The organism is Novosphingobium fluoreni (assembly GCF_014196615.1).
Classification (GTDB): domain Bacteria; phylum Pseudomonadota; class Alphaproteobacteria; order Sphingomonadales; family Sphingomonadaceae; genus Novosphingobium; species Novosphingobium fluoreni.
Genome location: NZ_JACIDY010000007.1, coordinates 179,347 through 193,855 on the forward strand (window position 1 = coordinate 179,347; position 14,509 = coordinate 193,855).

Annotated in this window: 10 protein-coding genes; 9 read left to right on the top strand and 1 reads right to left on the bottom strand. The window is 62.6% G+C overall.

The window, feature by feature from the left end; translation table 11 throughout:
* Positions 1-49: 49 nt before the first annotated feature.
* The 7 genes from GGR39_RS14040 (at position 50) to GGR39_RS14070 (ending at position 11,476) form a co-directional block, all read left to right on the top strand.
* Positions 50-2,053 (top strand): HAD-IIB family hydrolase, encoded by a 2,004-nt coding sequence (locus tag GGR39_RS14040; protein ID WP_183617792.1) that lies wholly within the window; start codon positions 50-52, stop codon positions 2,051-2,053.
* Positions 2,050-3,198: a glycosyltransferase gene (locus GGR39_RS14045; protein ID WP_183617794.1), complete on the top strand. Its 1,149-nt coding sequence runs from the start codon at positions 2,050-2,052 to the stop codon at positions 3,196-3,198. Before GGR39_RS14040 ends, GGR39_RS14045 begins: the two co-directional genes overlap by 4 nt.
* Entirely contained in the window at positions 3,195-4,145 is a 951-nt protein-coding gene (locus GGR39_RS14050; protein ID WP_183617796.1) for a galactosyltransferase-related protein, read from the top strand. The genes GGR39_RS14045 and GGR39_RS14050 overlap by 4 nt, the downstream gene beginning before the upstream one ends.
* A complete protein-coding gene (locus GGR39_RS14055; protein ID WP_183617798.1) occupies positions 4,142-5,251 on the top strand; it encodes a glycosyltransferase in 1,110 nt (369 codons plus the stop codon). The genes GGR39_RS14050 and GGR39_RS14055 overlap by 4 nt, the downstream gene beginning before the upstream one ends.
* 369 nt (positions 5,252-5,620) lie before the next feature.
* Positions 5,621-7,534 (top strand): S9 family peptidase, encoded by a 1,914-nt coding sequence (locus GGR39_RS14060; protein ID WP_183617800.1) that lies wholly within the window; start codon positions 5,621-5,623, stop codon positions 7,532-7,534.
* Between the two features lie 144 nt (positions 7,535-7,678).
* Positions 7,679-8,479: a phosphoribosylaminoimidazolesuccinocarboxamide synthase gene (gene purC / locus GGR39_RS14065; protein ID WP_058737736.1), complete on the top strand. Its 801-nt coding sequence runs from the start codon at positions 7,679-7,681 to the stop codon at positions 8,477-8,479.
* Positions 8,480-8,518: 39 nt separating this feature from the next.
* Complete coding sequence (locus GGR39_RS14070) at positions 8,519-11,476, top strand: M16 family metallopeptidase (RefSeq protein WP_246388734.1); 2,958 nt, start codon at positions 8,519-8,521, stop codon at positions 11,474-11,476.
* Here GGR39_RS14070 and GGR39_RS14075 read toward each other — a convergent pair.
* Positions 11,437-12,108, bottom strand: coding sequence for an HAD hydrolase-like protein (locus tag GGR39_RS14075; RefSeq protein ID WP_183617803.1), 672 nt, complete (start codon positions 12,106-12,108; stop codon positions 11,437-11,439). The genes GGR39_RS14070 and GGR39_RS14075 overlap by 40 nt on opposite strands.
* Positions 12,109-12,169: 61 nt before the next feature.
* Here GGR39_RS14075 and glmU point away from each other — a divergent pair, with 61 nt between their 5' ends.
* Together glmU and GGR39_RS14085 are read left to right on the top strand one after the other, a co-directional pair.
* Complete coding sequence (gene glmU, locus GGR39_RS14080; RefSeq protein WP_183617805.1) at positions 12,170-13,552, top strand: bifunctional UDP-N-acetylglucosamine diphosphorylase/glucosamine-1-phosphate N-acetyltransferase GlmU; 1,383 nt, start codon at positions 12,170-12,172, stop codon at positions 13,550-13,552.
* A 30-nt stretch (positions 13,553-13,582) separates the two neighbouring features.
* Positions 13,583-14,434, top strand: coding sequence for a TIGR00266 family protein (locus GGR39_RS14085; protein WP_183617807.1), 852 nt, complete (start codon positions 13,583-13,585; stop codon positions 14,432-14,434).
* Positions 14,435-14,509 lie beyond the last annotated feature (75 nt).

Below are 14,509 nucleotides of genomic sequence, written 5' to 3' on the forward strand. Positions count from 1 at the left end.
CAAATCAGTTCTCAACCCGTTCCCCGCTTGTACAAAAAAGGGGACCGCCTTGAACATTTTACACTTGGCGCTGGGCGGTTGTCTTCGAAAGCCGCCAGTCCATTACGGCCTAACCGCCGACACGGGCGGCCACATCGCCTATGTTCTTGAAGTTGCAACCCATCAGGCACAACACGCCGATGTCAGCGGGGTGACGATAGTTACGCGCTTGTTCGACGATGAGAAGCTCGGCTCAGTGCATGCCCAGCCGACCGAGCACATCAGTGAAAAGCTGACGATCCACCGCATCGCCACATCCAACCGCCGGTACATCGAGAAAGAGCAATTCTCGGCGGAGCTTCCCGCTTTGATAGAGGCGTTCTGCGAGTATATTTCCCGACAGCCTGAGCGACCCGATGTGATCCATGCTCACTTCGCGGACGCCGCCGGTATGGCGCGGGAGGCAGAACGGCGGTTCGGCATTCCATTCATCTACACACCCCATGCGCTTGGGATCGACAAGCAGGCCGAAACTGGCGCTTGCGACAGTCTAGTAACCCGCATTGAGGCAGAGCGTGCGGCAATCATCAGTGCGGCGGCGATCATCGTTTCAACCGGGGACGAGGCGGAGCGCCAGATCGGTCGCTACGGCGTGGCAACAGGCGATCGCGTCCGCATCATCGCGCCGGGCGCTCCTGCCCACTTCGCAGGCGCCGGGCCGACGGTTGTCGATCGCATGACGGAATGGCTCGATCAGCCCCAGCTTCCGATCATATTGGCAATCGCCCGCCCCGTTCGAAAGAAGAACCTGATCGCCTTGGTCCGCGCTTACCTGGCGGACGAAAAACTTCGTGCTGCGGCGAACCTTGTGGTGCTTGCCGGGCAGCACGGCCTGGCCTCGGGTGAAGAGCGCGTTGTTATTGACGAACTTACCGCGATTTGCGCGACGCCCGAAGCTCGCGGTCATGTCATGCTACCGGCCGACCACGATTCCACCGATGTCGCCGCGCTTTATGAAAGAGCGTCCGAGGGTGGTGTGTTCGTCAATCCAGCCCTCCACGAACCCTTTGGGCTGACGCTGGTGGAAGCGGCGGCCGCAGGCGTGCCGGTTGTCGCCACTCGCAACGGCGGCCCGGAAGAGATCGTCGCCACGATCGGTCATGGCATCACCGTAGATCCGCGTGACGAGGGCGCCCTTGCAACGGCCATCCGCGCCATCGTGCTAGACCCGGCGCGTCATGCCCGGCTGGCTGGCGCCGCGCGGCGCGGACATCGGCAGTATTCATGGGATCGGTATGCGGCTCTGTCCGTTGAGACCTATCGCGAGTGCAACCGGCCAAGGCTGCTCATCAGCGATATCGACAACACCCTGACCGGCTGCCGGAGTTCGGCATTTGCATTCGCTGGATGGCGGGCGAGGTCGACCTTGTCCTTCATCGTTGCCACCGGGCGTAGCTTGGCCGCAGCACAAACTATCCTCAGGCAATGGGGCTTGCCGATGCCTGACGGCTTTATCGTCGATGTGGGCACCCGTCTCATGATCGCGGACGGCAAGGGCGGTTGGCGCGAATGTGACGATTATGCCCGCCTCCTTGATAACGGCTGGGATCGGAACGCCGTTCATCGCGCTTTGGCGACACTTTCGTTGAGCCCGCAGCCCGCCGAAACCGAAGGGCCGCACAAGATCAGCTTCTTCGGCAATGAACGGGATGCCAATGCGATCCGCGAAGCGCTGGCAGCGGCTGGCCAATCGGCCCGGGTAGTCTTTTCCCATGGCCGCCTGATCGACGTCCTTGCCCCGAATGGCGGAAAGGCGGCGGCGATTGCGGCTTATGCGCAGAGCCAGGGGCTCAGCCTGGCGCAATGCGTGGCGGCGGGTGACAGCGGCAACGATGTCGACATGCTGACGGCATGTGGCCGCGCAATCGTGGTCGGCAATGCCGGCTCGGAGTTGGACGATCTGCCTGAACGCCCCGGCTTGCTACGGGTCCATGACCATCATGCCGCCGGAGTGCTGGAAGGCCTGGCGAGCCTTGGCATCACCGTCCCCTCTCTTCTCCCTCAAGCGGCATGAAGCGTCCTTTCGGGTACTTCGTTCACCACCAGGGGCGTGGCCATGCAGAACGGTGCGCGGCGATCGCGGCGGCGTTGCCAGCGGATCGTCCGCTGACGATCTTTTGTGCGCGTGACGATATCTTTCCCGCCCTGCCTCCGCAGGCCACCGTGACGCGCATTCCATCGCTGTTCGAACCTTCGGGTGATGAGGCAGGCACCATGGATTGGGTGGCGACGCCTGAAACACTTCATTGCGCGCCGCTGGGCTGGCCAGGCATCCGGCAGGCGATAGGGACGCTGGCAGGGTGGTTTGCTTCGGCGGACCCCGCGCTGATGATCTGTGACGTCTCGGCTGAAGTCGCGCAACTGGCTCGCATCTGCTCGGTCCCTCACGTGAAAATCCTGCAGCATGGCGATCGCAGCGATCCCGGCCACCGCGCCGCCTACGATGGGGCCGCCGGGCTGCTTGCGCCTTTCCATCTCGACCTTGCCCAGCCGGACTGGAGCAAATCAATGCGGGACAAGACCTGCTTTGCCGGTGGTCTGGGCGTGGATTTGCGCGTGCCTGAGCGTGAAGTCGCCCGCCAGCGCATCGGCGTCTCGGCGGGCGAGCGGATGATCCTGGTCCTGTCTGGCGGCGGCGGTGATGGCTTTGCCGCCGCTCCTCTGGGAGTAGGCGCCCGGTCCACACCGGATGCGCGCTGGATCACCATCGGCAAGGTCCAGCGGGACTGGCACGCGACCGAACCGGCCAATCTGGAACATCGCGGCTGGGTGGATGACGCCGCCGATCATATCGCCGCAGCCGATATTGTCATCGCTTCTGCCGGGAACACCACCTGCCAGCAGATATTAGCCGCTGGCCGCCCGTGGCTGGTCGTTCCCGAGTGGCGGTACTTCGATGAACAGCATCACAAGGCCACCGCTTTGGGCCGCGCCGGGGCGGCGACAGTCCTGCCGCATCTCCCGTCCTCGGCCCATGCCTGGACGGCGGCGCTGGGCGAAGTGACCCGGTCTCATCTCCCGGAGCGGCAGAAGGCTCTGATCGACGATGCACCCGCAACTCTGACCGCCAACTGGCTCGAAGCCCTGGCATCCCGTCTTTGGGACGCACCGGTGGCCTTGGCCAAACCCACCCGATCACAGGAGAATTTCGCCGTATGACCAGCGTTTCCGTCGTAACCCTGGCGAAAGGCCGATCCGAACATCTCGTCAACGTCGTGCTGGGACTTTCACGACAGACCGTATTGCCTGACGAACTGATCGTGGCGGTGATGCAGCCTGAACCGTATGATCTGCCCGAAGCCCCCTTCCCCATCAGGCAAATCCGCGTGGAGGGCGAGCAACTCCCCCTCGCCGCCGCACGCAACTTCGCGGCGCGGGCAGCGAACAGCGAGTTGTTGGTCTTTCTGGACATGGACTGCATCCCGCACCCACGCTTGGTCGAAGACTATGCCGAACTCAGCGGCGCCTTGGATGGATTGCTGATGGGCGAGGTAATGTACCTACCCGGCGGCGCCACCCGTAACGACTGGTCCTATGACGAATTCGCCGCGGTGGCCGTGAAACATTCGGATCGGCGCGGTCCGCCGCCCAGCGGCATCGAGATATGCCCGGACTATCGCTGCTTTTGGTCTTTGAACTTCGCGATGCGCCGGGCGACGTTTCTGGAGATCGGCGGCTTTGATGAGCGCTATTACGGATATGGTGGAGAAGACACGGACTTTGGCAAGACGGTCAGTCAGGCCGGCGTTCCGATCGCCTGGATAAAAGGGGGGCTGGCCTACCACCAGTATCACCCCCATCATATGCCGCCCGTCCACCACATCGAAAGCGTGGTGCGCAATGCCCAGCTCTTCGAATCCAAGTGGGGCTATCGCACGATGGGCCACTGGCTTCATGCGTTCTTGCTGATGGGCTTGATCGAGGATGAACCCGGTGAGGCGATCCGGATCGTCCGGCAACCGGCGGCTGCGGACTTCGCGCTCACCACGCAGCAAAGCCATGAGCCTTACTGCAACACCGCGCGTGTGCTGCGCTATCTGAAGGATGAACTGGCGTTGCAGGGCGATGCCCCGGATGGGCTGACGCGGGTCATGCAAACGGCATGAAGATCGCGATCCTCGCCCACGTCCGCCAGCGGATCGCCCAGCCCTTCGCAGGCGGCATGGAAGCGCACTGCTGGCAACTGGCGGCTGGGTTGCAGGAGCGTGGGCATGAAGTGATCTTGTTCGCCTCGGGCGACAGTGATCCGCGATTTACCATCGATTCCGTTCTGGCCGAACATTATGAGCGCACCTTCCCCTGGGCGGAACATCGCGGCTCCCCGCCGCTGATCGCCCATCTCGATGCCGGATACGAGGCCGCTTGCGACCGCATTGCCGATGGCGGGTTCGATGTGCTTCACAACAACAGCCTCCACCGCTTCCCCCTGGCCCAGCAACGTACAGCGGCGGTCCCGACGGTGACCTCGCTGCATGTGCCCCCCTACGACGCGCTGCACTGGTTCGTGGCGGCAAGTCCCGCAGCGCGGCATCGCCTGACGGTGACGTCGCAAAAGCAATTGCGCGCCTGGTGGCCTGATGGCGCTCCGCCGGAGGCCTCCGTGCTGCACAACGGTATCGACCCGCGGCGATGGCCATTCCAGCCGCGCGGCAATGGCGAGGCGGTTTGGTGCGGGCGTGTGACGCCGAACAAGGGGCCGCATTTTGCCGCGCAGGCGGCGATGATCGCCGGTGTGCCGCTCACCTTGTTCGGCGCGATCGAAGACCCGGGCTACTGGCAGGCGGAGGTGGAGCCATTGCTTGGCCCCACCATCCGCTATGGCGGACACCTGCCTGCCAAAGCGCTGGCACGCGAGATCGGCCGCGCATCCGTGTTCCTGTTCACGCCATGTTGGGACGAGCCGTTCGGCCTAGTGGCGGCAGAGGCGATGTCCTGCGGCCTGCCCGTCGCCGCATTCGATATGGGTGCGGCGCGCGAGGTGATCGGAGAGGCCGGCGTCATGGCCGAACCCGGCGATGCCAAGGGTCTAGGGGCGGCCATCAACCAAGCCATGCTCATTCCGCGTGAAACCGCCAGAGATCGTGTGCTGGCTCATTTCACGCACGATCGCTGGCTGAATCGCTGCGAGGCACTCTATCGCGAAGTTTCCGTGGGCTCCGGCGTTTCGCAACATAATCCAATCCAGGTCGCTAGCACGGAACTGGTGTTTTAAAGCAACGTCCGCAGTGGAAGTAAGTCCATGAGGGCATACGGGAACTTTCCGCATTTGCCCTGCATTGTGTTTTTCACCCACTCTATTCAGGAATCAATGGCACCATGCGATCGCCTGCCGGCAAGAACTCTCGCCCGTACAACTCCAGCGCATCTCGCCCTAGACAGGATGGCCCGATGAGGCTCTGGGTCCACGGACCGATCCAGCCCATGGAGAAGCCGGGATTTCTTCAACGTTTTTTCGGTCTCCGTTGAAGCGCTCACCGGGCAAGCGGCAAAGCTTACGTGTGCGATAGTCACGCAATCACGGTCTTGCGAATGAGTTGTTGAGCCCGCAGACCTGTGGGTCTTAATAGGGGAACGATTGCTCATGAAAAAGCTGTTGCTGGCCGCCGCCGCCTTACTACCCATCTCCACCGCCCAGGCGGAGGCCCCGAAGCCTGCAGCGCTTGTGGCCGATGGCATACCACCCGTCCCCGATGATATCCCCGCTGCCATGCGGCCGTATGGCGAAAGCCGCAGCGCCGTCGTGCAGGGTTGGGACGCCAGCACCGGCAACCTGATCATCGCCACCCGATTTGCCAATACCGCGCAATTGCACGCGGTGGCAGGCCCGATGATGGACCGTCGTCAGATCACTTTCGAAGCAGAGCCGGTGCGCGCACATCCCTCCCCCGTGGGTGGCACGTTGCTGGTGCTTAAAGACACCGGCGGGAACGAATTCTTTCAGATATACCGCGTCGCCGAAGGCCAATTACAACTTCTGACCGACGGCAAGAGCCGTAACGAATTTGGCGCCTGGAGCGATGACGGCAAGCTGGTGGGCTACAGCTCTACCCGCCGCAACGGCACCGATACCGACCTTTACGTGATGGATCCGCTCAATCCCAAGTCCGACAGGATGGTGGCGCAATTGGCTGGTGGCGGCTGGCAGATCGCGGGCTTCTCGCCAGACAGCAAGACGGCCCTTGTCCAGCAATACGTGTCGGTCCAGAAATCCAATCTCTGGCTGCTGGATGTCCGCTCGGGCAAGCTCACGCCTCTGGGCGATCATGCTGCCTCCGTTTCGTATGGCGAGGCCGCCTTCGCGCCTGACGGCACAATCTGGGTAACCAGCGACGAGGGTTCGGATTTTCAGCGCCTGGGCACGATCGACCGGCGAACCGGGCGGTTCACTCCCCGCTCGACCGAAGCGAAATGGGATGTCGAAAGTTTCGAGATCGCGCGCGATGGATCATACGTCGCCTACGTGCTGAACGAAAATGGCAGTTCGCGGCTGAAGCTGCTGGACCCGAAAACCGGAGCGGCCAGGGAAGCGCGCAATCTGCCCCTCGGCACGATCGGCGGACTGGAAGCGGGACCGGACGGACGGCTGGCTTTTTCGCTGAGTTCCGCCAAGGTCCCGACGGACGCGTTCACCCTGGACCCCGCCTCGTTGCAGGCGACACGCTGGACGCAGAGCGAGACCGGTGGCCTGGACGCCGCTCGCAATCCTGAAGCTGAGCTGGTCGAGGTCAAGAGTTTCGATGGGGAGACAGTTTCGGGCTTCCTCTATCGTCCCGATCCAAAGAAATTCCCGGGCAAACGCCCGCTGGTCGTCAGCATCCACGGTGGGCCCGAAGGGCAGTACACCCCCGGTTTTCGCGGGGCGAGCAATTACCTGACGAACGAGTTGGGCATCGCCGTGTTCGCGCCGAACGTGCGGGGCTCCACCGGCTTCGGCAAGCGCTTCGTCAGCCTCGACAATGGGCCGTTCAAGCGCGAGGATTCGGTGAAGGATATCGGCGCGTTTCTGGATCGCCTGCAGCGCGATCCCCGCATCGATCCCAAGAGGATGGCCGTGAACGGAGGGTCGTACGGCGGGTACATGTGCTATGCTTCCGCGATCCGCTACGGCGATCGCCTTAAGGCGGCCGACTGCATCGTGGCCATCAGCAACTTCGTGACTTTCCTGGAGAACACCCAAAGCTACCGTAGAGACTTGCGCCGGGTCGAATATGGCGATGAGCGCGATCCGGCACAGCGAGCGAAGTTGACCGCGATTTCTCCGCTTACCAGCGTGAACAAGCTGAAGATTCCCCTGCTCGTGGTAACCGGCAGCAACGACCCGCGTGTGCCTGAGAGCGAGGCCAACCAGATCGTCGCGGCGGTGCGCGGGAATGGCGGTACGGCGTGGCACCTTGTCGGCAAGAACGAAGGCCACGGCTTCGCCAAGAAGGAGAACCGGGACTACCAGAGCTGGGTGGAAACCATGTTCTGGCGCAAGTATCTTCTCGGCCAATAGGCTGGTACTGCACCGTCTTTGCAAATTCGTGCGGGTGGCTTATATGCCGTCCGCGAAAGCCCCGGCCGAGCAGTTCGCGTGAATACGCTCTGCGCGCGCCGGGGTCCGCTTTTTCGGTGCAGTGTTTCGAGTAAGGATTTGCCCATGTCCCGCAGACGCCAAATCTACGAAGGCAAGGCGAAGATCCTCTACGAAGGCCCTGAGCCCGGCACCCTGATCCAGTATTTCAAGGATGATGCCACAGCGTTCAACGCGCAGAAAAAGGGCACGATTCAAGGCAAGGGCGTGATCAACAACCGCATCAGCGAGTATGTGTTCACCCGCCTCAATCACATTGGCGTGCCCAACCACTTCATCCGCCGCCTGAACATGCGCGAGCAGTTGGTGCGCCAGGTGGAGATCATCCCGATCGAGGTCGTGGTGCGCAACGTCGCCGCCGGATCGATCTCGAAGCGCCTTGGCATTCCGGAAGGGGAGCCGCTGCCGCACACCCTGCTGGAATACTACTACAAGGATGACGCGCTGGGCGATCCGATGATCGCGGAAGAGCATATCTCGTGCTTCGGCTGGGCCACCAATGAAGAGATGCAGGACATCTCGGCACTGGCGATCCGCGTGAACGACTTCCTCTGCGGTATGTTCGCGGCCATCAATATCCGCCTGATCGACTTCAAGCTGGAATTCGGCCGCATTTGGGACGGTGAATACAGCCGCGTGATCCTCGCCGACGAGATCAGCCCTGACGGCTGTCGCCTGTGGGATATGGTCACGGGTGAGAAGCTGGATAAGGACCGCTTCCGCCAGGACCTGGGTGGCGAGGAAGAGGCCTATCAGGAAGTCGCGCGGCGCCTGGGCGTGCTGCAGGACGATCCGGGCCCGAGCGAGGTTTTCGACCTGACCGCCCATCGTGGCAAGCTGCGGGGCGGCAAGAGCACCACGAAGTAAACTGCCGCGATGTAACGGCTTATCGTCTCTGCCTAGACCTTGAGCTACTTGGCAAAGCAGGCGCGTTGGGGCAAGCGGATCGTCATGCGGTTCCGCCCCTTCGCGTTCTTCGTCCTCTTCGGCCTTGTCTCTCCCGGATCACTTCAAGCCCGTGATACGGCCCCTGCCGCGGATGATACGCAGTGGGCGTTCGGCACCAGCGACATCGCGCCAGACCCCTCGTTCCGCTTTGGTCGGCTGCCGAACGGAATGCGCTACGTCATACGGCGCAACGCCACGCCTGCGGGTACCGCGCTGGTGCGGATGGACATCGCCGTCGGCTCGCTGGATGAGAGCAAGAAAGAGCGCGGCTTCGCCCATTTCGTAGAGCACATGGCTTTCAACGGCAGCACGCACATCGCCGAGGGCGAGATGGTGCGGCTGCTGGAACGGCACGGCCTAGCCTTCGGCGCGGACACCAACGCGTCCACCAGCTTCGACCGCACGCTCTACAAGCTGGACTTACCGACCAACGACCCGGCCCTGATCGACACCGCGTTGATGCTGATGCGCGAAACCGCCAGCGAACTGACGATCGCCCCCGCCGCCGTAGTGCGCGAACGCGGCGTGATCTTGGCCGAGATGCGCGACCGGAACACTTGGCAGCTACGCGACACGATCGCCAACACGCAATTTCTCTACCCGAAATCCCGCTTTGCCCAGCGTTTTCCCATCGGCGTTACAGAGACGATAGAGGGCGCAGACGCCAAGCGGCTGCGGGCATTCTACCGCCGGGAATATACGCCAGCCAAGACGACGCTGGTGGTGATCGGAGACTTCGATCCGCTAGTGGTGGAGCAGACCATCAAGGCGCGCTTTGCGGACTGGCAGGCAGGCAAGGCCGTGACCCAGCCGAGCGCCGGCCCGATCGTGGCGAAGGATCGCGATCGGACTACGATCTACATCGACCCAGCCGTTTCCGAACGCATCACCATGGTGCGTAATGGGGCCTGGCTTGATGAGCCAGACACGATCCGCCAGCGCCAGGAAAGCCTGCTGCGCCAGATCGGCTATGATATCGTCAACCGCCGTTTCCTGCGCCTTTCCCGCCAGGAGGACCCTCCGTTTCGTGGGGCAGGCTTTGGTACGGGAGACGTGTTCGAAGCGGGACGCTCCACGCGGCTGATCGTGGATACCGTGGATCGCAAATGGCGGCGCGGAATGATTGCGGCCGCGCGGGAATATCGCCGCGCGCTGATCTACGGCTTTTCGAAGCCGGAAGTGGCCGAACAGGTCGCCAACATCCGCACCGCGCTGGAAGATGCGGCCGCCATGTCCGACACGCGCAGCAACACGGCCCTGTCCGGCGTGGCGCTGGCCTTGGTACAGGACCGCGTGGTTCCTTCCCGACCAGAGGACGTGCTGGCCCGTTTTCGCGCCTTCATGCCCCAGATCACGCCGGAGGCCGTCCTCGCAGCAATGAAGCGGGAAGCCTTGGATGTGGCCGATCCGCTGATACGGTTTCGCGGACGGTATGATCCGGCAGGCGGTGCGCCTGCCATCCGCGCCGCGTGGGACGAGGCGATGAGGGCTGAAGTAGCGCAGATGAGTTCCACCGATCTCGCCGGCTTTGCCTATACCGATTTCGGCCCGGCAGGTGTCGTGGCCACAGATACGCGCGAGCCCGCTCTTGGCATTCGGCAGGTTCGCTTTGCCAATGGTGTGATGCTAAATCTGAAGAAGACCGCACTGGAAAAAGACCGGGTGCGCGTCACCATATCGGTCGACGGTGGAGACAAGCTGGACACCAAGGCCAATCCACTTGCCACGGAAATGATGCCTTTCCTGGACGAAGGCGGCCTGGGAAAGCACAGCACCGATGATCTGCAAACGATCCTGGCCGGTCACAGCGTAAGCGATACTTTCGGCACTGGCGATACCAGCTTCGATGCGCGCGCGATCACCACGCCTCGCGACCTGGAATTGCAGCTTCAACTATGGACGGCGATGCTGACCGACCCCGGTTACCGGGCCGAAGGCGAAGTGCAATATCGCCACAACATGAACAATTATTTCGAGCAATTGCGCGCGACCCCAAGTTCGGCGCTGCGAGCCGATCTGGGCGGAATTCTCTCTGGAAACGATCCACGTTTTACGCTGCAGGATGTAAAGGCCTATCGCGCGCTGACCTTTGCCAAATTGAAGCGCGATATCTCCGATCGGCTCGCCCACGGCGCAATAGAGGTCGGCATCGTGGGTGATATCTCGGAAGACGAGGCGATCGCGCTCGTCGCCAGTACCTTGGGTGCCCTGCCGAAGCGCGAGCCGGCGTTTGGCGACGGCAAGGATCGGGCCGAGCGCATATTTACCGCCGACAGGCTTCCCCGCGTGATCCGCCACACCGGGCCGGGCAATCAGGCTCTGCTGCGCCTTACTTGGCCGACGCGGGACGATACCGATCCCGAGGAAACGCTGAAGCTGGCGCTGCTGGAACGCGTTGTGCGGATCGAATTGACCGACACTCTGCGCGAGACCTTGGGTAAGGCCTACTCACCCACCGCGGCCAGTTCCCTTTCACGCGCCTGGCCCGGCTACGGGACGTTCGGGATCGCTGCCTCGGTCGACGTTGCCGACATCGAGCAGACGCGGATGGCCATCATTCGCACGCTTAACCAATTACGCGATGCTCCCGTGAACACCGATGTCCTGCAGCGCGCGCGCCAGCCATTGCTGGAAAGCGTGCAAAACAGCCTCAAGACCAATGACGGGTGGATCGCCTTGGTCGATCGTGCGCAGACCCAGGCCGATCGCATCCAACGCCAGATTGCCGCCAAGAATCGCCTTGCGACTATTTCCGCGCAGGACGTGCAGACGATGGCACTGCGGTATCTGGAACCGGCCCAGGGGCTTGAAGTGCTCGTCCTGCCCAAAGGCCTGACACCCCCGGGATCATGGACGACCGCGTTGCGCGAGTCCGGTCAGAGTCGCTCCAGCGTGGGGATCAGCTCGTCGAAATGATCGATCACCGCCGTCGCGCCTAACTCGGCGAGCGGCAGATCGTTGAAACCGAAGCTGACGGCAACACACGGCAGCCCGGCGGCACGGGCTGCACCCGTATCATACGTAGTATCGCCCACGTAAGCCGCCCGCCCGGCAACGCCTCGCCGCCGCATCTCCAGCAAAGTGTCCGGGCGCGGCTTGGCCGTGTTCGGCCCCAGGCTGTCGCCGCCGATGATGGTATAGAACCTATCCGAAAGGCCCAGTTCACCCAGCAGCTTGACCGCAAGATGCTCCAGCTTGTTGGTCACCAAAGCAAGCTGCACCCCGCGTGACGCCAGCGAGTCCAACATCTGCGCCCCGCCGGGATACAGCTTCGTCTCGATGGCGATATGCGCTTCGTAATATTCCAGAAGCCGGGGAAACAGTTCGTCGATCCGGCTGGCCGGCAAGGCCCCGCCCGTCACCTCCAGAGCTTTCGCCAGCATCTTGCGCGATCCGCCGCCGACCAACGGGCGTACCTCATCCACCGGGATCGGCGCGCGGCCTTCCAGCCCGATGGTATAGTTCACGGCTCCGGCCAGATCGCCCAGGGTGTTCAGCAACGTACCGTCAAGGTCGAACCCGACGATTGCAAAAGGAAAGTTCGTCATCGCGACCGCACGTGCGCGCTTGTGGTGGAATCCGCAAGCATTTGCTGGCACACGCCGGGACATGACATCTTCCGTTTTGCAGCCGGTCAGCCCCCCCCTTGCCATCGTGATTCTCGCCGCCGGTAAAGGCACGCGGATGAAAAGCGATCTGCATAAGGTGCTGCATCCCATTGCCGGCCGGCCGATGCTGGAACATTTGCTGCAAAGTGCGGCTCGGCTCGATCCCCAGTTTCAGGTCGTCGTCGCCGGGCATGGCCGCGATCAGCTGGAAACCGCCCTGGCGGGCCGCGCCGTGATCGCCCTGCAACAGCCACAGCTGGGGACAGGGCACGCCGTCCTGCAGGCACGGCAAGCGTTGAAAGCCTTTACCGGCGATATTCTGATTCTTTACGGCGATGTCCCCTTCGTTTCCGAAGCAACGATGCGGTCCATGCTGGAGCGGCTGCATCAGGCCGATGCCCCGCCCGTGGTGGTGCTGGGGTTCGAGCCGGACGATCCCCTACAATACGGACGCATCGTCGCCGAAGGTGACCGGATCGAGCGCATGGTCGAACACAAGGACGCCACCGAGGAAGAGCGTCTGGTCGGCCTGTGCAACTCCGGCCTGATGGCGGTACGTAGCCAGGACCTGTTCGCGCTGCTGGATCGCGTCGGCAACGACAACGCGCAGGGCGAATACTACCTCACCGACATCGTCAATATCGCCAATGGCGATGGGCGCGCCTGCGCTGTCGTCATCACCGACAATGCTGACGAGGTTGCGGGTATCAACGCTCGCGGGGAGTTGGCGCAGGCCGAGGCACGCTGGCAGGCGCGGCGGCGTCAGCAGGCGATGGCGGATGGAGCCACGCTCGTCGCGCCAGAAACCGTGTGGTTTTCCTGGGACACGAAGATTGGTCGCGATGTCACCATCGAACCGAACGTGGTGTTCGGCCCGGGGGTGACGATCGCGGACGGGGTCACCCTTCACGCATTCTCGCACCTTGAAGGCGCCACGCTGGAGGCCGGCGTCTCGATCGGCCCTTATGCGCGCCTGCGGCCAGGCGCCGTGTTGAAAGCCAAGTCGCGCGTCGGCAACTTCGTAGAGATGAAGAACGCCGTGCTGGGCGAAGGGGCCAAGGCGAATCACCTGACCTACCTGGGCGATGCCGATGTCGGACCTGGCGCAAACATCGGCGCCGGAACGATCACCTGCAATTACGATGGCTATTTCAAGCACCGCACCGTGATCGGACCGCGCGCCTTCATCGGTTCAAACAGCGCACTGATCGCACCAGTCCGCATCGGCGCCGATGCGATCGTGGGCGCCGGCAGCGCGGTGAGCCGTGACGTGGCAGATGGCGAATTACGTCTGGTACGGGCAGAGCAATTGGTTAAGCCAGGCTGGGCAGACAGCTTTCATGACGCTATGAAAAAGAAAAAGGCTGATCGATCAAAGCCCTGACACCGTTTTCTTCCAAGCAAGGATACGTTGATGAGCAACAGTCCATGGCAACATAATCGCAGCAACTCTGACAGTGATGACGTCGATTTTGAGATCAAGGGTCAGGAACTGCAGTTCGTAGAGATCGAATTGGATCCGGGCGAAAGTGCCGTCGCGGAAGCCGGTGCGATGGTTTGGAAAGACGCCAGCATCGATATGACGACGGTGTTCGGTGATGGCTCGGCTGGGCAAGCCGGAGGCGGTTTCATGGGCAAGCTGCTGGGAGCCGGCAAGCGCCTTGTCACCGGGGAAAGCCTGTTCACTACCGTCTTTACCCACCAGGGCCGTGGCAAGGCGCGCGTCGCCTTTGCCTCACCGATCCCCGGTTCGATCGTGCCCTTGAAATTGGGCACTTTGGGCGGACGCCTGGTTTGCCAGAAGGACGCTTTCCTGTGCGCCGCACGGGGCGTGCAGATCGGAATTCACTTCCAGCAAAAGATCATGACTGGCCTGTTCGGCGGCGAAGGCTTCATCATGCAGCGCCTGGACGGCGATGGCTGGGTCTTCGTGCAAATGGGCGGCACCGTGATCGAGCGGGAATTGGCACCAGGAGAGGAACTGCACGTCGATACCGGCTGCGTCGCCGCGTTCACCGCCGATGTGGATTTCGACGTGATCCGCGCCGGCTCCATCAAGTCGATGTTCTTCGGCGGCGAAGGCGTGTTCTTTGCGCGGTTGCGCGGGCCTGGAAAGGTCTGGATTCAGTCGTTGCCATTCTCCCGCCTCGCAGGTCGAATGCTGGCGGCCGCCATGCCTTATGGCGGGCAGAACCGGGGGGAGAGCACTCTGCTCGGTCTCGGCGCGATGGGCGGCCTCGGCGCGATGATCAGCGGCGACGATTGAGCGCGATTAGTTTCTCACCGTTGTAATCGTATCGTAAGCTTGCGGATGGGCGGCAGGCCCTACACCTTTGTTCAG